At 58.3% G+C, this 21,654-nt stretch carries 23 protein-coding genes and 1 pseudogene; 7 read left to right on the top strand and 17 right to left on the bottom strand.

What is annotated here, in order from left to right:
- Positions 1–125: 125 nt before the first annotated feature.
- Positions 126–1,325 (bottom strand): glycosyltransferase family 4 protein, encoded by a 1,200-nt coding sequence (locus ACA067_RS27830; RefSeq protein WP_497459421.1) that lies wholly within the window; start codon positions 1,323–1,325, stop codon positions 126–128.
- 40 nt (positions 1,326–1,365) lie between these two features.
- Positions 1,366–2,118: a sulfate transporter CysZ gene (cysZ, locus tag ACA067_RS27825; protein ID WP_497459420.1), complete on the bottom strand. Its 753-nt coding sequence runs from the start codon at positions 2,116–2,118 to the stop codon at positions 1,366–1,368.
- Positions 2,119–2,434: 316 nt separating this feature from the next.
- On the opposite strand from cysZ, the gene trxB reads away from it, so the two are divergent.
- Positions 2,435–3,397 (top strand): thioredoxin-disulfide reductase, encoded by a 963-nt coding sequence (gene trxB / locus ACA067_RS27820; RefSeq protein WP_497459419.1) that lies wholly within the window; start codon positions 2,435–2,437, stop codon positions 3,395–3,397.
- A gap of 191 nt (positions 3,398–3,588) precedes the next feature.
- On the opposite strand, the gene ACA067_RS27815 is transcribed toward trxB, so the two are convergent.
- From ACA067_RS27815 to folM, 10 genes are all read right to left on the bottom strand, one after another.
- The gene (locus ACA067_RS27815) at positions 3,589–4,872 is read right to left on the bottom strand and encodes an NAD(P)/FAD-dependent oxidoreductase (RefSeq protein WP_497459418.1); all 1,284 of its coding nucleotides are present in this window, start codon (positions 4,870–4,872) and stop codon (positions 3,589–3,591) included.
- 153 nt (positions 4,873–5,025) lie between these two features.
- Positions 5,026–5,859, bottom strand: coding sequence for a transporter substrate-binding domain-containing protein (locus ACA067_RS27810; RefSeq protein WP_497459417.1), 834 nt, complete (start codon positions 5,857–5,859; stop codon positions 5,026–5,028).
- A 40-nt stretch (positions 5,860–5,899) separates the two neighbouring features.
- Positions 5,900–6,628, bottom strand: coding sequence for an amino acid ABC transporter ATP-binding protein (locus ACA067_RS27805; protein ID WP_497462856.1), 729 nt, complete (start codon positions 6,626–6,628; stop codon positions 5,900–5,902).
- Positions 6,629–6,697: 69 nt separating this feature from the next.
- On the bottom strand, positions 6,698–7,672 hold the full coding sequence (locus ACA067_RS27800) for an amino acid ABC transporter permease (RefSeq protein WP_497459416.1): 975 nt from the start codon (positions 7,670–7,672) through the stop codon (positions 6,698–6,700).
- Positions 7,673–7,925: 253 nt separating this feature from the next.
- Positions 7,926–9,176, bottom strand: a complete 1,251-nt coding sequence (locus ACA067_RS27795) for a 2-aminoadipate transaminase (protein ID WP_497459415.1) — start codon at positions 9,174–9,176, stop codon at positions 7,926–7,928.
- A gap of 255 nt (positions 9,177–9,431) precedes the next feature.
- Positions 9,432–9,770 carry a HopJ type III effector protein gene (locus tag ACA067_RS27790; RefSeq protein WP_497459414.1) on the bottom strand — a complete coding sequence of 113 codons (339 nt, stop codon included), beginning with the start codon at positions 9,768–9,770 and terminating at the stop codon, positions 9,432–9,434.
- On the bottom strand, positions 9,763–10,059 hold the full coding sequence (locus ACA067_RS27785) for a DUF1244 domain-containing protein (protein ID WP_008150700.1): 297 nt from the start codon (positions 10,057–10,059) through the stop codon (positions 9,763–9,765). The genes ACA067_RS27790 and ACA067_RS27785 overlap by 8 nt, the downstream gene beginning before the upstream one ends.
- A gap of 104 nt (positions 10,060–10,163) precedes the next feature.
- Complete coding sequence (gene folX / locus ACA067_RS27780) at positions 10,164–10,535, bottom strand: dihydroneopterin triphosphate 2'-epimerase (protein ID WP_008026970.1); 372 nt, start codon at positions 10,533–10,535, stop codon at positions 10,164–10,166.
- A 2-nt stretch (positions 10,536–10,537) separates the two neighbouring features.
- Positions 10,538–11,098: a GTP cyclohydrolase I FolE gene (folE, locus tag ACA067_RS27775; RefSeq protein ID WP_497459413.1), complete on the bottom strand. Its 561-nt coding sequence runs from the start codon at positions 11,096–11,098 to the stop codon at positions 10,538–10,540.
- 21 nt (positions 11,099–11,119) lie between these two features.
- Positions 11,120–11,830: a dihydromonapterin reductase gene (gene folM, locus ACA067_RS27770; RefSeq protein ID WP_497459412.1), complete on the bottom strand. Its 711-nt coding sequence runs from the start codon at positions 11,828–11,830 to the stop codon at positions 11,120–11,122.
- 145 nt (positions 11,831–11,975) lie between these two features.
- Here folM and ACA067_RS27765 point away from each other — a divergent pair, with 145 nt between their 5' ends.
- Positions 11,976–12,935 carry a MerR family transcriptional regulator gene (locus ACA067_RS27765; RefSeq protein WP_497459411.1) on the top strand — a complete coding sequence of 320 codons (960 nt, stop codon included), beginning with the start codon at positions 11,976–11,978 and terminating at the stop codon, positions 12,933–12,935.
- A 1-nt stretch (position 12,936) separates the two neighbouring features.
- Here ACA067_RS27765 and ACA067_RS27760 read toward each other — a convergent pair whose 3' ends face one another.
- Both ACA067_RS27760 and ACA067_RS27755 read right to left on the bottom strand, forming a co-directional pair.
- Entirely contained in the window at positions 12,937–13,542 is a 606-nt protein-coding gene (locus ACA067_RS27760; protein WP_497459410.1) for a hypothetical protein, read from the bottom strand.
- Positions 13,543–13,596: 54 nt separating this feature from the next.
- Complete coding sequence (locus ACA067_RS27755; protein WP_497459409.1) at positions 13,597–14,073, bottom strand: PAS domain-containing protein; 477 nt, start codon at positions 14,071–14,073, stop codon at positions 13,597–13,599.
- 142 nt (positions 14,074–14,215) lie between these two features.
- On the opposite strand from ACA067_RS27755, the gene ACA067_RS27750 reads away from it, so the two are divergent.
- The 5 genes and pseudogenes from ACA067_RS27750 (at position 14,216) to ACA067_RS27730 (ending at position 17,812) form a co-directional block, all read left to right on the top strand.
- Positions 14,216–14,671, top strand: coding sequence for a flavodoxin (locus ACA067_RS27750; protein ID WP_497459408.1), 456 nt, complete (start codon positions 14,216–14,218; stop codon positions 14,669–14,671).
- A gap of 36 nt (positions 14,672–14,707) precedes the next feature.
- A pseudogene (locus tag ACA067_RS27745) lies at positions 14,708–14,837 on the top strand (LrgB family protein); the annotation flags it as partial.
- Positions 14,838–14,962: 125 nt separating this feature from the next.
- Positions 14,963–15,745 carry a class II aldolase/adducin family protein gene (locus ACA067_RS27740; protein ID WP_497459407.1) on the top strand — a complete coding sequence of 261 codons (783 nt, stop codon included), beginning with the start codon at positions 14,963–14,965 and terminating at the stop codon, positions 15,743–15,745.
- Entirely contained in the window at positions 15,745–16,647 is a 903-nt protein-coding gene (locus ACA067_RS27735) for an alpha/beta fold hydrolase (protein WP_497459406.1), read from the top strand. Before ACA067_RS27740 ends, ACA067_RS27735 begins: the two co-directional genes overlap by 1 nt.
- Before the next feature lie 253 nt (positions 16,648–16,900).
- Positions 16,901–17,812, top strand: coding sequence for an SDR family oxidoreductase (locus ACA067_RS27730; protein WP_497459405.1), 912 nt, complete (start codon positions 16,901–16,903; stop codon positions 17,810–17,812).
- Between the two features lie 47 nt (positions 17,813–17,859).
- On the opposite strand, the gene ACA067_RS27725 is transcribed toward ACA067_RS27730, so the two are convergent.
- The 3 genes from ACA067_RS27725 to ACA067_RS27715 all read right to left on the bottom strand — a co-directional run bounded on the left by ACA067_RS27725 (position 17,860) and on the right by ACA067_RS27715 (position 21,253).
- Complete coding sequence (locus ACA067_RS27725) at positions 17,860–18,123, bottom strand: bacteriocin immunity protein (RefSeq protein ID WP_497459404.1); 264 nt, start codon at positions 18,121–18,123, stop codon at positions 17,860–17,862.
- The gene (locus ACA067_RS27720) at positions 18,120–19,946 is read right to left on the bottom strand and encodes a pyocin-S2/colicin E7-DNase domain-containing protein (RefSeq protein ID WP_497459403.1); all 1,827 of its coding nucleotides are present in this window, start codon (positions 19,944–19,946) and stop codon (positions 18,120–18,122) included. The genes ACA067_RS27725 and ACA067_RS27720 overlap by 4 nt, the downstream gene beginning before the upstream one ends.
- Before the next feature lie 539 nt (positions 19,947–20,485).
- Positions 20,486–21,253, bottom strand: coding sequence for an N-acetylmuramoyl-L-alanine amidase (locus ACA067_RS27715; protein ID WP_497459402.1), 768 nt, complete (start codon positions 21,251–21,253; stop codon positions 20,486–20,488).
- Between the last annotated feature and the right edge of the window lie 401 nt (positions 21,254–21,654).

Genomic DNA, 21,654 nt, shown 5'->3' with positions numbered 1-21,654 from the left:
GCCGCACCGCCGCTCCCACAAGGTTCCGGGGTGTTCACATATCATGTGATCGCCACAAAACCTGTGGGAGCGGCGGTGCGGCGATCCGACTTGCCCGCGATGATGGCCTCAATGTCCACAAAGATTCAGGGCATGGTCGGTGCATTAGGCACCACCTGCTCCCCCACACAAGCCCCCCGCAACTGCCCCTCGAACTGTTCGATAATCGCCGCCCAACCCTGCCGACTCGCATGCTGACGCGCATTGAGCCGCACGCAGCGCAAGGTCTCCGCCTCCTCCAGCAACCACACAGCTGCATCGCAAAACGCCTCTTCATCCCCCGGCATCGCCAGTACGCCGTTGTAGCCATGGCGAATATGCTGAGCGGCCGCGGCCATATCGTAGGCCACCACCCCCAGCCCCGAAGCGAGCGCCTCAAGCACCACATTGCCGAAGGTTTCGGTCAGGCTCGGGAACAGAAAAAGATCCCCCGACGCATAGTGACTGGCCAAGGCTTCGCCACGTTGCGAGCCACAGAAAATCGCCTCGGGCAGTTCCTTCTCCAGAACCACGCGTTGCGGACCGTCACCCACCACGATCAACTTGATCGTACGCTGTGGATAAGCCGCTTTCAGCGCATCGAAACTGCGCTTGAGCAAACCGGTATTCTTCTCCGGTGCCAAGCGTCCTACGTGAATGACGGCGACGTCGGTCTCGGCCAGTCCCCACTGTTCGCGCAGCGACTGCAGCCGTTTGGCCGGATGAAACAACTGGCTGTCGACACCTCGCGACAACAGCGCCAGGCGCTCGAAATGCCGACGTTCCAGTTCCAGGCGCTGGCTGATGCTCGGCACCAGGGTCAGGGTCGAGCGATTGTGAAACCAGCGCAGGTAGTGGGTCAGCAAACGCGTCAGCACGCCCAGCCCGTACTGGTGGGTGTACTGCTGGAAATTGGTGTGAAAGCCGCTGACTACGCAGATCCCCAGGCGCCGTGCCGCGCGCAACGCGGACAGTCCCAACGGTCCTTCCGTGGCGATGTACAGCACGTCCGGGCGATGGCGTTTCCAGCGTCGCAGCAACTTGTGCATCGATGACTGACCCCATTGCAAACCGGGATAACCCGGCAACGGCCAGCCCCGACACAACAGTAATTCATCGTCGCTGCCCCGCTGCTGGTCGCCCACCTGTCGTGGCCGTACCAGTTCCACCTGGTGCCCGCGCGCGCGCAAGCCGTCGCACAAGCGGCCGAGGGTGTTGGCCACGCCGTTGATTTCCGGAGGAAAGGTTTCGGTGATCAGAGTGATATGCAGAGTTGTCGTCATGACCCCAGTATCGGCTGAGGCCATGTCGTCATTGTGGCGGTTTGATGATGGATTTGTGACCCGTTCAGCGCTGGACCACCAGGTTTTCCGCTCCGCGCTCACGGACCCAGAACAGCGTCGCCCCCGCCACGGCGGCCGGCATCATCAGGATGTTGACCACCGGAATCAGCAGCACCAGGTAAACCATCCCGCCGAAGCTCATGCTCTGCCAGCGTTTCTGCCGCAGCCAGGCGAGCATTTCGTTCCAGCCCAGCTTGTGGTTATCCGCCGGGTAGTCGATGTACTGGATCGCCATCATCCACACCCCGAACAGCAGCCACAGCGGCGCGGCAATGATGTTGACCACCGGGATGAACGAGAGGATGAACAACCCGATGGCGCGGGGCAGGAAGTAGCCGAGTTTGCGCATTTCCCGGGCGAGGGTGCGGGGAACCATGGCCATCAGTTCACCCCAACTGAAGGCCGGGAAGTCGTCAGTGCCGCGCACCACCACTTCGACTTTCTCCGCCAGGAAACCATTGAACGGCGCGGCGATGACATTGGCGAGCATGGTGAAGGTGAAGAACACCATCAATACCACCAGCACCACGAACAGCGGCCAGAGGACATAACTGAGGAAGCTCAGCCAATCGGGCAGCGACGGCATCAGCGTATCGACCCACAGGCTGAATTGATGGCTGGCCAAATAGATCAATCCGACGAACAGCACCAGGTTGATCGCGAGCGGCAACAATACGAACAAGCGCAGGCTGGGGCTGAGGACCAGCCTGAGACCTTCGCGCAGGTATTGCGGGCCGGACAGAACGGGGGCGGGCATAGCGTGCTCCGAGCAAAGGGGAAACGCGCCGACCTTACCGGCTTTGCCTGACAGGCGAAAGCGTGGCAGCGACATCGACATTAACTGTAACAAAGGCGCCTATATCTTCACCGTGGCTGGATAGAGACTGCCTATGAGCTGGATTGTTAAACCGTATTTCCTTAATCTTCGCCCCCTCGATACGCTGCACCCAATCTTTTTACAGGACTGTCGAGCCCAAGCACTTCCCCAAGTGCTTTCAACGGTCCTTTTTTATTCCCGCCGGCAACCCGGCGTTCCGCGCCAGGTATTCCAGGCCGGTCAACAGGAGCAGGTCATGTCTGAAGTCCGTCATTCGCGAGTGATTATTCTCGGTTCCGGCCCTGCCGGTTACAGCGCCGCCGTCTATGCCGCCCGTGCCAACCTCAAGCCTTTGCTGATCACCGGCATGCAGGCGGGTGGTCAACTGACCACCACCACTGAAGTCGACAACTGGCCGGGCGATGTCCATGGCCTGACCGGCCCGGCGCTGATGGAGCGCATGAAAGAGCACGCCGAGCGCTTTGAAACCGAGATCGTCTTCGATCACATCAATGCCGTGGACTTCGCTGCCAAGCCGTACACCCTGACCGGCGACAGCGCGACCTACACCTGCGACGCGCTGATTATCGCCACCGGTGCCAGCGCCCGTTACCTGGGTCTGCCGTCGGAAGAAGCGTTCATGGGCAAAGGCGTTTCGGCCTGCGCGACCTGCGACGGTTTTTTCTATCGCAACAAGCCAGTGGCCGTGGTCGGTGGCGGCAACACCGCTGTGGAAGAGGCCCTGTACCTGGCCAACATCGCCAGCACTGTGACCTTGATCCACCGTCGCGAAACTTTCCGCGCCGAAAAGATCCTGATCGACAAGCTCAATGCCCGGGTTGCCGAAGGCAAGATCGTCCTGAAGCTGAACGCGACCCTGGACGAAGTGCTGGGCGACAACATGGGCGTGACCGGTGCTCGCCTGAAGAACAACGACGGCAGCTTCGACGAGCTGACAGTCGACGGTGTGTTCATCGCCATCGGCCACACTCCGAACACGTCGTTGTTCGAAGGCCAGCTGACGTTGAAAGACGGTTACCTGGTGGTGCAGGGCGGCCGTGACGGCAACGCGACGGCCACCAGCCTCGAAGGTATCTTTGCCGCCGGTGACGTGGCTGACCACGTTTACCGTCAGGCCATCACCTCGGCAGGCGCCGGCTGCATGGCGGCACTGGATGCCGAGCGTTACCTGGACGATCTGCAGAACGCTTCGTTCTGAGATTGCTGAAATAAAAAACCGGCTTCGGCCGGTTTTTTTGTGCGCGCGATTTAGTGGTCGATCAAAAAACCTGTGGGAGCGAGCTTGCTCGCGATAGCGGTGTGTCAGTCGACATATAGGTTGAATGATAAATTGCTATCGCGAGCAAGCTCGCTCCCACAGGGTCTTGCGTTCGCCGAAGTCGATTGCGATCAGCCGCGCAACCGCTCCTGGACAAAATCCATCACCTTCAACGACTGATAGATCGCATTGGCCGCCACCCGGCCGAACGGACCACCATTCCAGTCCAGCAGGTACGGTTTGAACAGTTCATGCCGCGCACTCTCCCCACAGATCGCCTCGGCAATCACCCGGCCGCCAATCGAACCGGTGTTCAAACCATGGCCGCCAAACGAGGTGCAGGCCCAGACCCCCGGTTCGAGCAATCCCAGGTTGGGCATTTTGTTGGTGGAATAGCCCATCAGGCCGGACCAGGCCAGTTCGATGTTCACCGGCGCCAGTTGCGGATAGACCGAGACCATGTCCGCCTTGAGCATGGCCGCCAGGGCTTGTTCGTTCTGTTCGTTGCGGGTGGTGATACGTCCGCCCCACAGCAGGCGATCGCCTTCGACGATGCGGTAGTAATCCGAAGCGCGGCGGTCGTCGGAGAACGCGGCACCGGAGTCGAGGACGTTTTTGATCGAGTCACCCAGGTGTTCGGTCAGCACCACGTAGGTCGCGATGGGCAGGTAGGCGCGGCTGAGTTTTTGCAGCTCCGGGCCGCCGTAGCCGCCGGCGCAGAACACCAGGTCCTGGCAGCGCACGGTACCGTGGGCGGTCTGGACGATGGTGTCGGCGCCTTCGCGCCGCCAGGCGAGCATTTTTGATTGTTCGAAAATCCGTCCTCCCATCGCTTCGATGGCGAGGGCCAGGCCCAGGCAATAATTCAGCGGGTGGAAGTGCAGGGCGTTCGGGTCTTCGACACCCTGGAAATAGCGCAAGGTGTGTGCCCGTTCGCGGACCTGGGCGGTGTCGAGGTAGTTGAGTTCGTAGCCGAAGTCGCGGCGCATGCTATCGATGTGGTTTTTCACGCCAGTGCTGTCGTCGTAGCGCTTGACCCGGATCGTACCGGCGGATGGATCGCAACCGGACAGTGCCAGTTCGGCGATGTTGCGCCGGACGATTTCCACACCTTCGACCGACATCTGGAACAGCGCCTTTGCGTGTTCCAGTCCAAGTTTCTTGCGGATCGCCCCCGAGCCTTCGGCCCAGCCTGGTGAGACTACCCCACCGTTTCGACCGGACGCGCCCCAGGCGACTTGATGGGCTTCAAGGATGATCACACGTTTGCCGCGTTGATTCAGTTCCAGGGCGGCGGTAAGGCCGGCAATCCCGGCGCCGATGATGCAGACGTCGCAGGTTTCATCGGTGTTCAATTCGGGCCTGGCTGCGCGGGGCAGCGAGGTTTGGGAATACCAGGTGGTGGGGAAGGACATGGTCAATCCTTGAGAAATTGCTTTTTTGTAGGAGCGAGCTTGCTCCGGGCGGCGTTCCGACGAAAAACGCAAGGGCGCCGCGTGCATTCAGGCTGTCTGCGTCATCGTTCACGTCCATCGCGAGCAAGCTCGCTCCTACAGGGGGGCGGGTGTTTACTTGACGGTCGAGTAGTCCACGCCGTACCACTTGTTCGACAGCTTGGTCAGCGTGCCGTCCTTGTGCATTGCGCCGATGATTTCACCGAGCTTGGCCTTCAACTCGGGGTCACCCTTATCGGTAGCAATCGCCAGTGGTTCGTAGAACACGATGCTGTTGTCGACGGCACGCAGCGGGTAATTCTTTTTGATCGCCGCTTCCAGGGTGCTGCGTTGCGTGAGGATGCCATCAAGACGAACGCCGTCGCCCAGACGCAAGTCATCCAGCGGTCCGAGGGAGCCGGCATAGGTTTTCATTTTCTTGGTCTGTACGTCATAAACCACAGGCGGCACGTCAGTGGTTTCGATGGCCAGCGCCTGGCTGAAATAGTCCTCGGAGGTGGTGCCGCCTTCGACGCCGATGGTCTTGTCATTGAGAGCTTTGTGGTCGGTCAGCGCCGATTTGGTATGTACTGCAAACACATACGGCACGTAGTAGTAGGTCGCCGGAAAGTCGAGGATCCGCGCGCGACTTTTGGTGGCGGTCATCGAGCCCACCGACATGTCCCAGCGCCCGTTCCACTTGCCCGCGGTGATCACGTCCCAGTCCGGGGTGATGAATTTGACCTCGACCCCGAGACGCTTGGCGATCTCCTTGGAGACGTCGATATCGAACCCGTCGATTTCATTTTTGTCGTTGATGAACCCCTGGGGTGGCCAGGTCGCCGACGTGGCGACGGTCATGGTTTTGCTGCTCTGGATCTTGTCCAGAACGGCTCCGGCGTTGGCGGCGCCGACGAACAACAGCGAGATTGCGGCTGCTAATACGTGTTTTTTGCTGATCATATCCATCTCCACTTATCGTTATTGTTATGGGGCGGCAAAGCGGTGCTCAGTGACCAATGATTTGCGACAGGAATTGCTGCGCGCGTTCGGTTTGCGGATTGTTGAAAAACTCGGCAGGCGTGGCTTGTTCGATGACCTGGCCCTGGTCCATGAACAGCACGCGGTCAGCGACCTTGCTGGCAAAACCCATCTCGTGGGTCACACAAATCATGGTCATGCCATCGGTGGCCAACTCGCCCATCACGTCCAGCACTTCGTGGACCATTTCCGGGTCCAGGGCCGAGGTCGGTTCGTCGAACAGCATCACTTTGGGGTTCATGCACAGTGCCCGGGCAATCGCCACGCGCTGCTGCTGACCGCCCGACAATTGCGATGGATACTTGTCGGCATGCTCGGCAATGCGCACCCGCTCCAGGTACACCTGCGCGCGTTTTTTCGCCTCGACGCTCGACACGCCTTGCACCAGTTGCGGCGCCAGGGTCAGGTTGTCCATCACGCTCAAATGCGGGAACAGGTTGAAGCTCTGGAACACCATGCCGATTTCCCGGCGCACGGCGCTGACACTTTCTGCTTCGCTGGTGAGGGTGATGCCGTTGACCTGGATGTGGCCTTTCTGGAAGTTTTCCAAGTGGTTGATGCAGCGAATCATCGTTGACTTGCCCGAGCCTGACGGCCCGCACACCACGAGGATTTCGCCGGTGGCGACGTTCAGGTCGACATCGCGCAAGGCGTGAAAATTGCCGTACCACTTGTTCAAGCCGATGATCGAAATCATCGACGGGCTGGTCTGCGCAGCAAGTGCCAGGTCAAGGTGTTCCGCGGTATTGGTCCGAGTCATCAGCCATCAACCCCTTGCTATGGATCGATTGACCCGTTTTTCGATCCGCGCCTGCACCCGTTCGAGGATGAACGACAGCGCCCAGTAAATCATCGCGGCGGTGATCAGCATTTCCAGGTGGCGGAAGTCCGCGCGGCCCTGGGTCTTGGCCAGGTACATCAGTTCCCAGACGCCGATCACCGACACCAGCGAACTGTCCTTGAGCATGGCGATGAACTGGTTGCCGGTGGGCGGGATGATCACCCGCAAGGCTTGCGGCATGATCACCCGGCTCAGGGTCTTGAACGGGTTGATGCCCAGCGCCCGTGAAGCTTCCCACTGGCCTACCGGAATGCTCTGGATGCCCGCGCGAAAAATCTCGGTCATGTAGGCGCCGTAGCACAACGACAACGCGAGGATGCCGGCCGGCACCGCGTCGACCACATAACCGAGCTGCGGCAGTCCCAGATAAATCAGATAGATCTGGATCAGCAACGGCACACCGCGAAAGAACGAGGTGTAGAACGAGGCGATGGCATTGGCCAGACCGTTGTTCGACAGCTTGGCCACGGCACCGATCAACGCCAGGACGAAGGCAATCACAATCGCGATGGCGGAAATGTACAGCGTGGTGGCAGCGCCCTGAATGATCAGGAAGCCGATCTTGTCGAGGATGAAACTGTAGGAAAGGTCGAAGGTGTCGAAGAACGCCAGGAACAGGATCAACAATTCGATCCATACCACGGTGGTCTGCACCTTGAACTTCAAGCGCCCGAGGACGTGGAAGTTCAGCGTGCCCAGTGCAGCGATGCCCAGGCCGATGGCGATATTGCGTGCGGTCAGGCTGTCCGGGGCATTGCCCAGCAGCGGATGCAGGACGTGACTGAGGGCGCTGTTACCCAGGTTCATCAGGTAGGAGCCGAGAAACAACACCACGGCTACGCCAAGCAGGAATTGAGGATCATTGGACTTTTTTTTATAAATTATATTGTCGTGATACATGACGACCTCAGGCGTGTAGGTGGCAGTAATCTCGCTTGATGAAAGGGGGCTTTGGTTAATCCGAATGGTCAGGTGAACTGCTTTTCGTAGGAGCCGGCTTGCCGGCGAAGGCGTCCCCAAGATCGCCTACGCCAAGTCGGATCGACGCATCGCTGGCGCCTGCAGCAAGCTCTTCAGCCAGTATTGCGGCGCATTTTAAGGGACTGCAAGCGACCATAATTCGCTACGTCAGTCCCGGATCGTAGTTTGCTTTTCAGGAAAGTTTCGCCAGGCATGCCTCAAGAATGTCCAGCCCTTCCTCCAGCACCGCCGCCTCGGTGGTCAATGGCGCCAGCAGCCGAATGATGTGGCGCGCCTTGCCGCTGGGCATCAGCAGCAAACCCGCGTCGCGCGCCAGGGCCAACAGTTGCGTCAACTGCGCCGATGCCGGTGTGCCGTCGGCATTGGTCAGCTCGATGCCGCGCATCGCCCCGACGCCGGTCAAACGCCCCAGATACGGCGACAGCTTGCCGGCGCGCCAGGCTTGGTAGCGGCTGACAATCGCTTCTTCCTGTTGCGCACCCCAGGCGTGCAGATGCGCGTCAGTCATTTCGTCGAGCGTCGCCAACGCCGCGGCGCAGGCGATGGGATTGCCTGAATAAGTGCCGCCAAGTCCGCCCTTGGGCAAAGTGTCGAGCAGTGCCTTGCGCCCGACCACCGCACCCAGCGGCACGCCGCCGGCAATGCTTTTGCCCAGCAGGATCAGGTCCGGCTCAATGCCCAGTCGCGAAAACGCAAAACGCTGGCCGGTGCGGCCGAAGCCGGACTGGATTTCATCAGCGATCAGCAGGATGCCTTTCTCATCACAGAAGCGGCGTAGCGCCTGGGCGAACTCCACGTCCAGCGTCAGGAACCCCGATTCGCCCTGCACCGGTTCGACGATAAAACAGGCGACGTCATCGACGTCGATCTCGACGCTGAACAGACGGTCCATGGCTTTCAGGGCCTCGGCGCAGGTCACGCCGTTGTCTTTGCTCGGGTATGGCAAGTGAAACACCGGACCCGGCAGCACGCCGACTTTCTGTTTGTAAGGCGCGACTTTGCCGTTGAGGTTGAGGGTGGCGAGCGTACGACCGTGGAAGGCGCCGTCGAAGGCGATGACGGCCGTGCGACCGGTGGCGCCACGCACGATCTTCAGGGCGTTTTCCGCCGCTTCCGCGCCGCTGTTGGTGAGCATGCCGCTGACCGGGTAGTCCACCGGAATAAACGCGGTGAGACGATCCATCAGTTCGATGTAGGGCGCGTGCGGGGCGGCGTTGAACGCGTAGTGAGTCAGCCGGGTGGCTTGTTCGCGAATGGCCTCGACAATGCGCGGGTGGCAATGGCCGAGGTTCAAGACGCCGATGCCGCCGACGAAGTCGATGTAGCGTTTGCCATCGGTGTCCCAGACCTCGGCGTTTTTGCCGTGGCTGAGGGTGACGGGATGCACGATGTTGATCGACTGGCTGATGGTTTCGCTGCTCATGGATGCCTGACTCTGAAGAAGGGGTGCTTCTTTTTATCTAAGCCGTGAGCAGCGGTACCCGGCAAACGAAATAAAGTCGCCGGGTCAATCTTAAAAGTCGGGATGTGGTTTGCGCGCCATGCAAATCATCCAGACAACGAACAACGAACAACGAACAACGCAGAACCTGTAGGAGCTGGCTTGCCAGCGAAGGCGTCTTCAAGGGCGATACACGACTCAAGGGCCTCTTCGCTGGCAAGCCAGCTCCTACAGGGCTTACCGGCGGGTCAGTGGCTGCTGTGTGAACTTGACGCCAGCCAGGCCATGGGCAATCAACGCGCGGATATTGCCGTGGTCGCTGCCTTCAGGCGTCGCCACCACCGAACGATAATGCTCGCCAAACGCCAACAGCGCTTCTTCATCGCTCAGACCTTCCAGCAGTGCCAGACCCAGGGTCTTGCACGAACCTTCGTTCTGCCCGGCGGCGTTTTCCACGCCGCCATTGCTGAACGCCTGTGGCTGATAGTCGTAGCCGGCGGCGATAAAGGCCAGGGTGTCGGTGAAAACGTGTTCGCCACTCTTGAGGCTGGCGCGCAGGGTGTTCAAATCACTCATTGGGTTTTCCTTTGGCGAACGCCGCTTGTTGTTCGGCGTTGGCTTCTTGCTGGTATTGGGCTTTCCACTCGGCGTACGGCATGCCGTAGACCACTTCGCGGGCGTCATCGAGGCTGACCTCGATCTGGCGTTCGTCGGCAGCGGCCTTGTACCACTTGGACAAGCAGTTGCGGCAGAAACCGGAGAGGTTCATCAGGTCGATGTTCTGCACATCCTTGCGGCTGTCCAGGTGGGCGACCAGCCGACGGAAGGCGGCGGCTTCGAGTTCCAGGCGTTGTTGATCGGTCATGGTTGTCTCTGCGAGACAGCTTTGAGCGGCAAGCTTCAAGCTGCAAGTTGGGTTGCTGTGGCCGTTAGCTTACCGCTTGAAGCTTGAAGCTTGAAGCTTGAAGCTTAGCGGCTCGCTGCAAGCGTTATCGACACCGACTCGGCAAATCGCAGGGCGTGGGGTTTGTCGACTTCCACTTCGGCATACAGCACCGATTCATTCGCCATGACCAGGTCGAGAATTTCCTGGGTCAGGCGTTCGAGCAGGGCGAAGCGATTGCCCTCCACGTGGGCGATGATCGCCTTGGTGATGGTGCGGTAGTTCAGCGCGTGATCGATGTCGTTGTCGCGCACTGCTTCCTGGGCGGCATAGAGGATGGTCAGGTTGATCAGCACATCCTGCTTGTTGAGGATTTCATCCTCGTTGATCCCGATGAAGGTGCGCAGGCACAGGTCCTTGACCCGGATTCGCGCCATTCCTGGTTGAAGTTGTGGCATTGCTACTTGCTCCGTCCGATCAATTGCAAAAACTCCTGGCGGGTGTTGCTCGACTCGCGGAAGGCGCCGAGCATCACCGAGGTGTTCATGGTCGAATTCTGTTTCTCGACGCCGCGCATCATCATGCACATGTGCCGGGCTTCGATGACCACCGCGACACCCGCCGCGCCGGTCACTTGCTGCACGGCATCGGCGATTTGCCGGGTGAGGTTTTCCTGGATCTGCAGGCGACGGGCGAACATGTCCACCAGTCGCGCAATCTTCGACAGGCCCAACACCTTGCCCGTTGGAATATAAGCCACATGAGCCTTGCCGATGAAGGGCAACATGTGATGTTCGCAGAGCGAGTACATCTCGATGTTGTCGACGATGATCATTTCATCGTTGTCGGAAGCGAACAGCGCACCGTTGACGATCTCTTCGACACTCTGTTCATAGCCATGGCAGAGGTACTGCATGGCCTTGGCTGCGCGCACCGGGGTGTCGCGCAGGCCTTCGCGGTCGGGGTTTTCACCGAGACCGATGAGGATCTCGCGATAGCTCTGGGGCAGGGATAACGTCATGGAACATCCTCGCGGGGGCGCTTATTTGATGTGCCGTCCGCCGTTGACGGTCAGGGTCGTGCCGGTGACATAAGGGTTGTCGAGCAGATAGCGCAAGCTCTGGTAGATCACTTCGCTGCCGGGTTCGATGCCCAGCGCGGACTTGGCCAATGCCTTGGCGCGGTACGCCGCGTCATCGTCGGGGTTGAACAGTAGCAGGGCTGGCGCGATACCGTTGACCTTGATGGTCGGCGCGTATTTGGCGGCGAAAGACAGGGTCAGGCTATCGAGCCCGGCTTTGCTGGCGCAGTAGCCGATGTGCTTGCTGCTGCCCTTGCGGGTCACGTCATCGCCGATGTGCACGATGTCGGCGGGGCGTGAGCGTTCGAGCAAATCGGCACAATGCAGGTTGATCAGGTAGGGCGCCAGCATATGCACGTTGAACATGCGGGTAAAGGCGGCGGCGTCGGTATCCGGAGTTTCCGCCAGCCATTCGGAGGCGTTATGGACGATCGCCCGCAGGCTGCCGGTGTGGGTTTTCAGTTCGCTGATGAAGGCGAAGATCCCGGCTTCGGTGGAGAAGTCTGCAAACACTGCGGTCGCCCCCAGGTCGCGCAGGGTTTGCACACCGGGGCGCTCGCTGCGGTAGCTGAAGATCACCGGGTGGCCGTCTTCGAGTAATCGCTGCGCACAGTGCAGGCCGACACGCTGGCCGGCACCGGTGATGAGGATCGGGGCGAATGAAGAAGTCATGAACGGCTCGTGTCGCAGTGAGAGCAAAACTATACCAGCGAACGGTAGACCTACACCTATTACGGGCGTGTCTTCTGCAGGTCTTGAATAGCGATAGGGCAAGCGAGGTACAATGGGATCCAAATCACATGGACGTAACCCGTACATGCCTGTGTTGACCGACGTTGTCCCGACTGTGCAAGGCGCTGCCTCGCTTGAACGGGAAGAACTGTTTCCGATTCGTGAAGTGGCACGCCTGACCGGCGTCAATCCGGTCACGCTACGCGCCTGGGAGCGACGTTATGGCCTGATTCAGCCCACGCGTACCGACAGTGGGCATCGTTTGTATTCGATGTACGATATCGAGCGCATTCAGAGCATTCTCAGTTGGATCGAACGCGGCGTTGCGGTCAGCAAGGTCGGCAAGATACTGGCCAGGACTGCACCGCTCAAGGTGCTATCGCCCATTATCCCGAGTGAGCTCGTGCAAGCGGACTATGCGCAATGGCAGGAGCAAGTCCAGGCGGCGGTCAGTGCCTTTGACGAGACTCGCCTGGAGCAGGTCTATGGACAGATCTTTTCCAGTTACCCGCTGACGGTGGTGTTTCAGAACATCCTGCTGCCGCTGTGGAGGCTGTTGCTGCAGCGCCAGGAAGCCTTTGGCCAGACCAGCGAATGGCTGTTCCTGGATGGTTTTCTGCGTTCTCGCGTGTTGCAACGTCTGCTGCTGGTGCGGATCATGCAGCCGCGACGCGTGATTGTCTGTGCGCTGAACGATCAGTGCCGGGAACTTGAACTGCTGGTAACGGCGCTGTTTTTGAGCAGTGTCGATTCGGCCATTCAAGTGCTGGCGTTGGGTCAGCCTTTCGACGAATTGACCCTGGTCTGCGAAAGGGTCAAGCCCCAGGCGCTGGTGCTGTTTTCCAATCATATGCCTGCGTCCGAGTTGCCACGACGTTTGAATCGCCTGGCCTTGAGCCTGGATTGCCAGTTGATGCTGGCAGGGGATGCGTCGGATCTGGCGCAGGAAAGCCTGGCCGGGTCGTCGGTTGGTTGCATGGGTAGCGAGGGAATGGTGATGCGCCAACGGTTGAAGCAGTTCCTGGCCGGCAATCTCGATACTTGAGTCACAGATGCAGGGCGGGATGAGTCAGCCGATGCTGTTGCAGGATGAATTGGCGCAGACGCTCGGTTTCGTCGTTGTCGCCCTGGTTCAACTGATAGGCATGGAAGCCATTATCGGTTTCTTTCTCGAAGGTGCCACGCAACGCAATCCGCTCATAGCCTGACGGGCTGAACCACAAGGCGAAATGCCTGGGTGGTTTGGTCTTGTTGCGAACTTCCAGCAAAACCCCTTTGAACGACACTTCGTGTACCCACATTCTGCCAGGATGGCCACTGGCGTTTTCCAGCGCAACCGGCTCCTCGAGCACCAGGCGCCAGGGCCGGACCATCGGTCCGTCTTCATAGATGCTGGGCACGCCGAGGCGTAAATGCAGCGCGTGAAACTCGTCTTCCACCAGATGCAGCGGGAAGGTCATCTGCTGGTTTTCGAACGTGGCCTGGAGGGTGACTTGCTCGTGAGCGGCAAGGCGCGTAAGCAAGTCACGGATCTGCGAACCACCGTTGACGAGCAGGCTCGACGTCGCATCCCGCACATTGAGTTGCGGGTTGTGCTGCATGGTCTGGATAAAATCCAGTTCATCCTGAGTCAGGAGTGCGTCGCGCTGCATGATCTGCTCGAAGGAAATAGTTACAAAGTTATCGGTGATTGTAGTAAATGACCCTTAATTCGCGGTTTTGTTTTCGCCGTTCGTCGCTTTGAGTGCGGCAAGTTCGGCCTGGACCTTAGCCAATTGCGCCTCCAGCTGCGCCACCCGCTGCTGCGCCTTGACCTGAACGCTGACGTCTTTTTGCACACCGACAAAATAAGTCTGCCCGTCGCTCGGATTTTTCACCGTCGAAAGCGACAGTTCGTTCCAGAATGGCGTGCCATCCTTGCGGTAATTGCGAATAATTTCCCTGCAGGAACCGCCTCTGCGCAATGCTTCTCGAATCAACGGCAGGGCTTCCTGGTCGCGGTCCCCGGACTGAAGAAAACGGCAATCCTGGTAGAGGATTTCTTCGCTGGTATAACCGGTCAGCCGCTCGAATGCCGGGTTGACGTAAATCAGAATGTTGTCTTGCTCGCCTTCCTTTTCGGCAATCACGATGCCGTCGTTGGAAGCGTTGATCACCATTTTCAGCAGTTGGGCATTGATCATTGGAGAGTCCTTTCCAGGTTCTTTGAGCGCAGCATTCTAAAATAACTCTAGCGGCCTTCAATGCTAAATGAGAGCTAATCGCAGCTTTTTTGCTGCGGCTGTTAATATCCCCCTCTTTTTACTCAGCTTCAGGATCAGATTGATGAAAGTCGCCATCCTTTCCGGCTCGGTGTACGGCACGGCCGAAGAAGTCGCCCGCCACGCTGCGAGCATTTTAAAGAACGCAGGCTTCGACACCTTCCATAACCCGCGCGCGAGCCTCGCCGATGTTCAGGCCTTTGGCCCCGAAGCCTTCCTGGCGGTGACCTCGACCACGGGCATGGGCGAGCTGCCGGACAACTTGCAGCCGTTGTATTTCGCCATTCGCGACCAGTTGCCGGCGGCCTGGCGTGGCTTGCCGGGCGCCGTGATCGGTCTGGGCGATGCGAGCTACGGCGACACCTTCTGTGGCGGTGGGGAACTGATGCGTGAACTGTTCGGCGAACTGGGCATTCGCGAAGTCCTGCCCATGCTGCGCCTGGACGCCAGCGAAAGCGTGACCCCGGAAACCGACGCCGAGCCCTGGCTGGCGGAGTTGGTCAGTGCCCTGGGGGGCTGACCGGCCGCTCGCGCAGCAAGGCGAGCCAGGCGTGCGCCGCTGGCTCACGATCTGGGCGGCGTGCCGGAATAGACCGCGGAGTTCGTGATGGTTACCGGCGTGTTCGGGGCGATGCTCGGTGGCGTTCTGCTCAAGTGGCTACCCCCTGCGCAGTGTCCTGGCGCGCCTGGCGGCGCACTGACTCGCTAGGCCATCAAGCTGGCTGCCAATGCAACTACACGATCGCTGGAGGGTGACTAGACTCGGTAGTCATTGGCAACACTCCATAATAAAAAGTCGAGGTTCCTTGCCGTGAGCGTAACCCCCGTGCAATCGCCCCCCAGTGTCAAAGACCAGGTCAGTGCCGCCGAGTGGCAGACCCGCGTCGACCTGGCTGCCTGCTACCGTCTGGTCGCTCAGCATGGCTGGGATGATCTGATTTTCACGCACATCTCGGCCAAAGTGCCGGGCACCGAAGATTTTTTGATCAACCCGTTCGGGCTGATGTTCCACGAGATCACCGCGTCGAGCCTGGTCAAGGTCGATCAGGCGGGTAACAAGCTGATGGCCAGCCCCTACGAGATCAACCCCGCGGGCTACACCATCCACAGCGCCGTGCATGAAGTGCGTCATGATGTCGTTTGCGTACTGCACACCCACACGGCGGCCGGCGTTGCAGTGTCGGCGCAAAAGCAGGGCGTGTTGCCGATCAGCCAGCAATCGTTGTTCGTTCTGTCGAGCCTGGCTTATCACGCCTATGAAGGCGTTGCGCTGAACCATGAAGAGAAAGCCCGGCTGCAAGCCGATCTCGGCGACAAGCATTTCCTGATGCTGCACAACCACGGTCTGCTGACCTGTGGCAGTACCATCGCCGACACCTTCCTGATGATGTTTACCTTCCAGCGCGCCTGCGATATCCAGGTGCTGGCGCAGAACGGTGGCGCCGAGTTGATCGCCATCGAACCGCAGATTCTGGCGGGCGCCAAGGCAATGATCGCCGGCGTCACCAAAAGTGCTCAAGGCATGGGTGGCGCGCTGGCCTGGCCGGCGCTGCTGCGCAAACTCGATAAACTCGACCCGGGTTATAAACTCTGATGCCACTCGCCGAGATCCCCCTGTGTGTCTGGCGCAAGCGCGCCCAAACGTTGGTATTCCGTGGCCAGACCATCCGTTACTGGACGGCGGGGCAGGGTGAGCCGCTGTTGCTCATTCATGGCTTCCCGACCGCCAGTTGGGACTGGCATTACCTGTGGCAACCCCTGATCCAGCGGTATCGGGTGATTGCCTGTGACATGCTCGGCTTTGGCGACTCCGCCAAACCGCAGGACCATGAATACAGCCTGCTCGAGCAGGCTGATCTGCAGCAGGCGTTACTGGCGCATTTGAACGTCGAGCAGCCGGTGCATGTGCTCGCCCACGATTATGGTGACAGCGTCGCCCAGGAACTGTTGGCCCGGCATTACGAAGCGCACATCAGTATCGCCAGCTGCGTATTCCTCAATGGTGGCCTGTTCCCCGAAACCCATCGCCCGGTGCTGATGCAAAAACTATTGCTCAGCCCCTTGGGCTGGATGATTGGGCGGGCCTTTTCCCGGGACGGCCTGGTGAAGAGTTTCCGCCAGATCTTCGGTCCGCAGAGCCGTCCCACCGAGAGCGAGATGGATGATTTCTGGAGCCTGATCGAGAACAATCACGGGACACGGATCATGCACAAGTTGATCGCCTATATCCCCGAGCGGCGTGTGCAGCGCGAACGCTGGGTCGGCGCGATGCAGCGCGGTGAAGTGCCGCTGAGGGTGATCGATGGCGAGGTCGATCCGGTCTCCGGCGCGCACATGGTCGAGCGCTATCGGGAGCTGATCCCGAACCCGGACACGGTCCTGTTGCCCGGCATCGGCCACTACCCGCAGACCGAAGCGCCGGGGCTGGTGCTCAAACACTATCTGGAATTTCGTGATCAGCAGGTTTCGCCGCCGCGCAAGGTGGCGTGTTCCTGAGTCGCACCGAAAAGATCGCAGCCTGCGCCAGCTCCTACAGAGTGCCCTTACGCCGTAATGTCGCGGGTGTACCCGGTCGGCGTAGGAGCTGACGAGTGAAACGAGGCTGCGATCTTTTAACATCCACCGCAAATTCCAACTCATCATCCCCCAGCCTTATCGCGCACCATTCAGCCTCCCCCGTGTTCATTGTGACCAGCGTCGCCGTGCCTGACACTCAGCCCCATTGTCCCTGGCCTGCTGGAGTCCCCCAATGAATGAATCTGTGCGCTTCGAAGATAAAGTCGTGATTATCACGGGTGCAGGTGGCGGCCTGGGACGGGCGCATGCGCTGCTGTTCGCAAAACAAGGCGCCAAAGTGCTGGTCAACGACCTCGGCGGCTCGACCCAGGGCGAAGGCGCAAACGCTTCGGCGGCGGACCGTGTGGTGGCCGACATCCGCGAGGCGGGCGGCACTGCCGAGGCCAACCATGACTCGGTCACCGATGGCGACAAAATCGTCCAGCACGCCCTCGACGTATTCGGTCGGGTCGACGTCGTGGTCAACAACGCCGGGATCCTGCGGGACAAGACCTTCCATAAAATGGACGACGGCGACTGGGACCTGGTTTACCGGGTCCACGTCGAAGGCGCCTACAAGGTCACCCGCGCCGCCTGGCCGCACCTGCGCGAGCAGAACTACGGCCGGGTGATCTTCACCGCATCGACCTCGGGCATCTACGGCAACTTCGGCCAGTCCAACTACGGCATGGCCAAACTCGGCCTCTACGGCCTGACCCGCACCCTGGCCATCGAAGGTCGCAAGAACAACATCCTGGTCAACGCCATCGCCCCCACCGGCGGCACCCGCATGACCGAAGGCCTGATCCCGCCGCAAGTGTTCGAACAACTCAAACCGGAACTGGTCAGCCCGCTGGTGGTGTACCTGGCCAGCGAAACCTGTCAGGAAACCTCAGGACTGTTTGAAGTCGGTGGCGGCTGGATGGGCAAGGTCCGCTGGGAACGCAGCCTGGGCGCCGGGTTTGATCCGCGGGTGGGGTTCTCACCGGAGGATGTGGCTGCGCATTGGCAGCAGATCTGTGATTTCGAGGGGGCGGCGCATCCGAAGGATAATATTGAGGCGTTGAAGGAGATGATGGGGAATTTGCAGAAGTATTCGATGTGATGAATGCAGCAGGGGCAGGATTTATGTTCTGCCCCTGTTGATGTTAGTTATTCAGGCTTGAAGCCGGGTTTATTGTTTGCTGCTCTCCAGGTTTTAATTGCTTTCAATACGCCTGCAGGACTATCTTCAACACCTTCTTCCGGGTAATACAATACATCTGAACCGGTCGGCCATTCCGAAGTGCTAACAATGTTGTCGACAATGGCATCATGCTCTTCTTCCGATGAATAGTCGCCTTCAATCAAGCGGTTTAGCAAGAGTACGTATTCGGACTCTGTGTACTCTTCAAATTTGCTCTTCAAGGTCATCATATGTTTCCTCCTTTGCTCGAGTGGATTTTAATATGTTGCTTCGGCGTTAATAAACGAAGGTTATCCATATCGTAAACCGATCCGCCTTCGCTGATCGGTTGGGTATGGTGTATCTCCAGCTTTTTCCTTCCTCCTACTTGTTCCGATGCAGGAACACGGGGTGACAAGCCATTCTTGATGTCAGATTTGTTGAAGAGAGAGAACTGATCGAGCAGAGTTTGGTCATTAGCCACCGCCTTCCAAAACGCCCTTCGGAAAGCATTGAAGCTCGAAAACTCTCTTTCTCTGAGTGTATCCGCAATCTGAGCTGGAACCGGTGCGCCATCTAGCGTTGAAGCAGCACCTACCCAATTTCCCGAAACCGTCTGTCCAGATCCGCTGGCTACACCAGGATCATTCCGCCGATCCCTGAACATTGTGAAATTAGGAGGAATTCCCGAATCAGCCGGGAATATCGTGATGAATCCACCAAAGCTGTACAGATCCAGCTCTGGAAATTCATCAAGCCTTCCTTCCAGCGCCGTCACGGTAGCGCCGTCATAAACGGCAATCTTTTGCTCGTCCGCTGGCAACGTAGTGGACGCATCGTTCGGCTTCACAATTGGCGTCCAGGTCATGCCAATGGACGGCACATCCGGGTTGTAGGATTTGTAGGCGTTCAGACCTGGATCGAAAGCGGCAAGCCGCACCGGCACTTTGGTAGGCACCGTCGTCCCGTTTGTGGCGGCAACAAAGAACTCCGTTGTGTTACCCACAGTCCTGGAGCCAACAGCGACCGGTAGTTCGATTTCCCCATTGGCCTCGGCAATCGCCTGCAAGCCATGGGGATCGTGGGAGGTGAGGTCTGTTAGCGGCACGCTCAGGGCGTAGAGGTCACTGTTACCCAGCGGCGAGGGCAACAGCAGCGCTGCAAATCCGCCAACAACCGCGCCTGCCGATGCTGCCGCTGTCGCAAGAACAGCTGAGACGGCTGCGCGCAAACTGGTCTGGATGGCCAGGGTGGTCGCCGTGCTTGTGGCGACGGCTCCCGCCGCTACGGTGAACACCGGGCCACTTGCCGCCGCCGCGCCCGATACTGGAAACGGGCGAACACCCTGGGCCGCCTTCGGAGCCTCGACTGCATCACGGAGCGCTTGTTCCTCCGCTTGCCGTTGATTTTCGAGGAGCAGTTGGTCGGCTTGTCGTCGGACTTCGGCCTCGGCTTCGAGGCGAGCCCGTTCGGCAGCGATATACTGTGCGGCAGCCTCTGCGGCAATCTGGGCTTTCTCGAAGGCCAACCGTTCGGCCTCTGCTATCGCGGCCAGCCGGGCCTGTTCTTGTGCATGGGCCAGCGCGTTAGCTTCCGCCCTGATGCGTGCCTGCTCAGCGGCGACACGTTGTGCTTCCTGTTCTGCTGCCACTTGCGCTTTTTCAGCGGCCTGCAATGCATTGAAGGTCTGCATCAGTTGGAGGTTGCGCTGGTCAAGCGAACGAATAGCTAACGACAACAATCTTGCGTCGTTGGCGGCGCTGAGAGATTGATTCAGGGCCTGCATGGCTATACCGTTCGGCTCCGGCCATTGTTCTATTTTCGTGGCTTTTAACATGTAACCGTGGATATTCCAGTTAAAAGGATCTCCTCCATAAAACGCGTTGGCAGTCGTTGTTTTATGATGGAGTTCGGAGGTTTTTCGCTGATGAAGTTTATTTAAAACCTGTAGCTCTCGGATGACTGACTGCATGGGGGAAACTGGATCATTAGGACCTTCTGATCGAACCGCAGCCAGATCGGCCTCGATGGATTGTGATAGTTGACTGCTCCTGGTCTGATAGTCTTGTTCCAATTCGTTGATTCTACGTAAGATAACTGCCCGATTTTGAACGAAACTTTCTGCGCGAGCGATGCCAAATGGCCCGCCCCTAAGGTTATTTGGTCCTCGGGGCGCGAGAATGGCGTGATCAGGCGCAACCCCCCTTATGTCGACATATGTATCAATTTCAAGATATCCAGGCCTTGATGGATTTGGACGTGGTGGCCCTAGTGGATTTCGCATTATTCATATCCTTGTGAATTTGTGCGTTGTTTGACATGTAATTTTGTTGGTGAGTTTTAGCTGGCCGATGTTGATCGAATTATTAAAATTTACATCAAAGTTGATAGTGGTGGGTCTGAGAAATGTGCAAGGCTTTACCTGGAATTACGAAGGAGGTTTCCACAAGTCTCAAGTGGAGGCTATATTGCCCTTCGCATAAAAATAAATTTCGTACACTGTCATGGGAAATCTCTTGTAGGATCGACTTGGATAGCAGTTGCTATTGCTATCGATGCAATCAAAATACTAGAAAAGGTCGCAGTGAACTCCGCGGCCAAGTCAAACGTTTATCAAGAAAAATACTTGCCAACCAACGCCGTCAGATTCGCTGCCGTTTGCGCATCCATGACCCCGTCATAAGTTTCCGGGCGAAAGTGCAATTGAAATGCCCGAACAAGCTGGGTGAAGCCTTGTTCGGTCGTCGCACCGGAAACGTCATACCCGTAAGTCTTGAACATCTTCAGCAGCTCGGAGCGGGCTGGAATGCCGGATTCGGCATATTGCTGCTGAATGGCATTTTGAGTGGCCTCGTCGAACCAGGCGCCGATGCCTTTCAAGTAAAGAGCATGCCAGGGAAGTTGCGGGCCCGGGTCACTCTTGCGACCGACCGCTATATCAGAGTGGCCCAGGACTTGGCTCGGGGTGATATCCGGATAGCGTTCAAGTATGTTCAGCGACAGTTCTTCAATTGCCGTAATTTGTGCGGGATGATAAGGCGGAAAAGTAAACTTGCCTTGGTTAAAAGAAGCAAGGTTGACAATTTCTATCCCGATAGAGGTGTCATTCAGATTGCTTCGATTACCCCATTGGCTGGTACCCGCATGCCACGCGCGCTGGGTTTCGTCGACGAGATTGAAGATTACCTGATCGGTATGACCAGCTTTGAGATAGCTCTGATCCGTAATGTCGGGAACCAGATAGTGCGCGCTGACATTCGGACCGGTCAGTGTATTGACCGAACTGGAGAAATTGCCGGCTGTGTAATGAAGGATCAGAAAGCGGGCCCGGTTGTTAAAGCCTTTAAGGGAGCGGTATGTGGTGGCATCAATAGGTATCATGAGGAAACGCTCTGAATGAATAAGGTTGAAGTAGCGTGCGATGCAGATGAGTGCTTGCAGCTATTACCTTTAATCATCAGGTGCTTCGTGTGTTTACAGATTCCTGTAGTCACTTTCCGAAAATAGTGTAGGTGCTAAAAACTCCGCCCATAAAAAAGGCCGCTGCAAACGCAGCGGCCAAAGTAAGACGTTGGATCAAGGAGCTACAAATCAACGTCAGTGAACACAGGGTGATGAGTCGAAATCTTCAATTCATCTGAAAACTTGTCGCGAATGGCATGGATTGATCACAGGCCATTTGCTTCATGCTTTCAGGCCGTTTTGCCGTGAAAGCCAGCCAAGAATAAGCCTTTGTCCGCAAAGGAAAAATAGCGATTCCGGACATGCACTGTTGCAGCCTG

The sequence above is a fragment of the Pseudomonas sp. LBUM1674 genome (genome assembly GCF_059695635.1).
The sequence above is the reverse complement of the archived record's forward strand: the minus strand, read 5'-3'. Positions and strand labels throughout refer to the sequence as shown.

Excerpts from the sequence above, each read along its gene's own strand:
- ACA067_RS27830 (WP_497459421.1), bottom strand. The coding sequence starts at position 1,325 with ATGGCCTCAGCCGATACTGGGGTCATGACGACAACTCTGCATATCACT.
- cysZ (WP_497459420.1), bottom strand. The coding sequence starts at position 2,118 with ATGCCCGCCCCCGTTCTGTCCGGCCCGCAATACCTGCGCGAAGGTCTC.
- trxB (WP_497459419.1), top strand. The coding sequence starts at position 2,435 with ATGTCTGAAGTCCGTCATTCGCGAGTGATTATTCTCGGTTCCGGCCCT.
- ACA067_RS27815 (WP_497459418.1), bottom strand. The coding sequence starts at position 4,872 with ATGTCCTTCCCCACCACCTGGTATTCCCAAACCTCGCTGCCCCGCGCA.
- ACA067_RS27810 (WP_497459417.1), bottom strand. The coding sequence starts at position 5,859 with ATGGATATGATCAGCAAAAAACACGTATTAGCAGCCGCAATCTCGCTG.
- ACA067_RS27805 (WP_497462856.1), bottom strand. The coding sequence starts at position 6,628 with ATGATTTCGATCATCGGCTTGAACAAGTGGTACGGCAATTTTCACGCC.
- ACA067_RS27800 (WP_497459416.1), bottom strand. The coding sequence starts at position 7,672 with ATGTATCACGACAATATAATTTATAAAAAAAAGTCCAATGATCCTCAA.
- ACA067_RS27795 (WP_497459415.1), bottom strand. The coding sequence starts at position 9,176 with ATGAGCAGCGAAACCATCAGCCAGTCGATCAACATCGTGCATCCCGTC.
- ACA067_RS27790 (WP_497459414.1), bottom strand. The coding sequence starts at position 9,770 with ATGAGTGATTTGAACACCCTGCGCGCCAGCCTCAAGAGTGGCGAACAC.
- ACA067_RS27785 (WP_008150700.1), bottom strand. The coding sequence starts at position 10,059 with ATGACCGATCAACAACGCCTGGAACTCGAAGCCGCCGCCTTCCGTCGG.
- folX (WP_008026970.1), bottom strand. The coding sequence starts at position 10,535 with ATGCCACAACTTCAACCAGGAATGGCGCGAATCCGGGTCAAGGACCTG.
- folE (WP_497459413.1), bottom strand. The coding sequence starts at position 11,098 with ATGACGTTATCCCTGCCCCAGAGCTATCGCGAGATCCTCATCGGTCTC.
- folM (WP_497459412.1), bottom strand. The coding sequence starts at position 11,830 with ATGACTTCTTCATTCGCCCCGATCCTCATCACCGGTGCCGGCCAGCGT.
- ACA067_RS27765 (WP_497459411.1), top strand. The coding sequence starts at position 11,976 with ATGCCTGTGTTGACCGACGTTGTCCCGACTGTGCAAGGCGCTGCCTCG.
- ACA067_RS27760 (WP_497459410.1), bottom strand. The coding sequence starts at position 13,542 with ATGCAGCGCGACGCACTCCTGACTCAGGATGAACTGGATTTTATCCAG.
- ACA067_RS27755 (WP_497459409.1), bottom strand. The coding sequence starts at position 14,073 with ATGATCAATGCCCAACTGCTGAAAATGGTGATCAACGCTTCCAACGAC.
- ACA067_RS27750 (WP_497459408.1), top strand. The coding sequence starts at position 14,216 with ATGAAAGTCGCCATCCTTTCCGGCTCGGTGTACGGCACGGCCGAAGAA.
- ACA067_RS27735 (WP_497459406.1), top strand. The coding sequence starts at position 15,745 with ATGCCACTCGCCGAGATCCCCCTGTGTGTCTGGCGCAAGCGCGCCCAA.
- ACA067_RS27730 (WP_497459405.1), top strand. The coding sequence starts at position 16,901 with ATGAATGAATCTGTGCGCTTCGAAGATAAAGTCGTGATTATCACGGGT.
- ACA067_RS27725 (WP_497459404.1), bottom strand. The coding sequence starts at position 18,123 with ATGATGACCTTGAAGAGCAAATTTGAAGAGTACACAGAGTCCGAATAC.
- ACA067_RS27715 (WP_497459402.1), bottom strand. The coding sequence starts at position 21,253 with ATGATACCTATTGATGCCACCACATACCGCTCCCTTAAAGGCTTTAAC.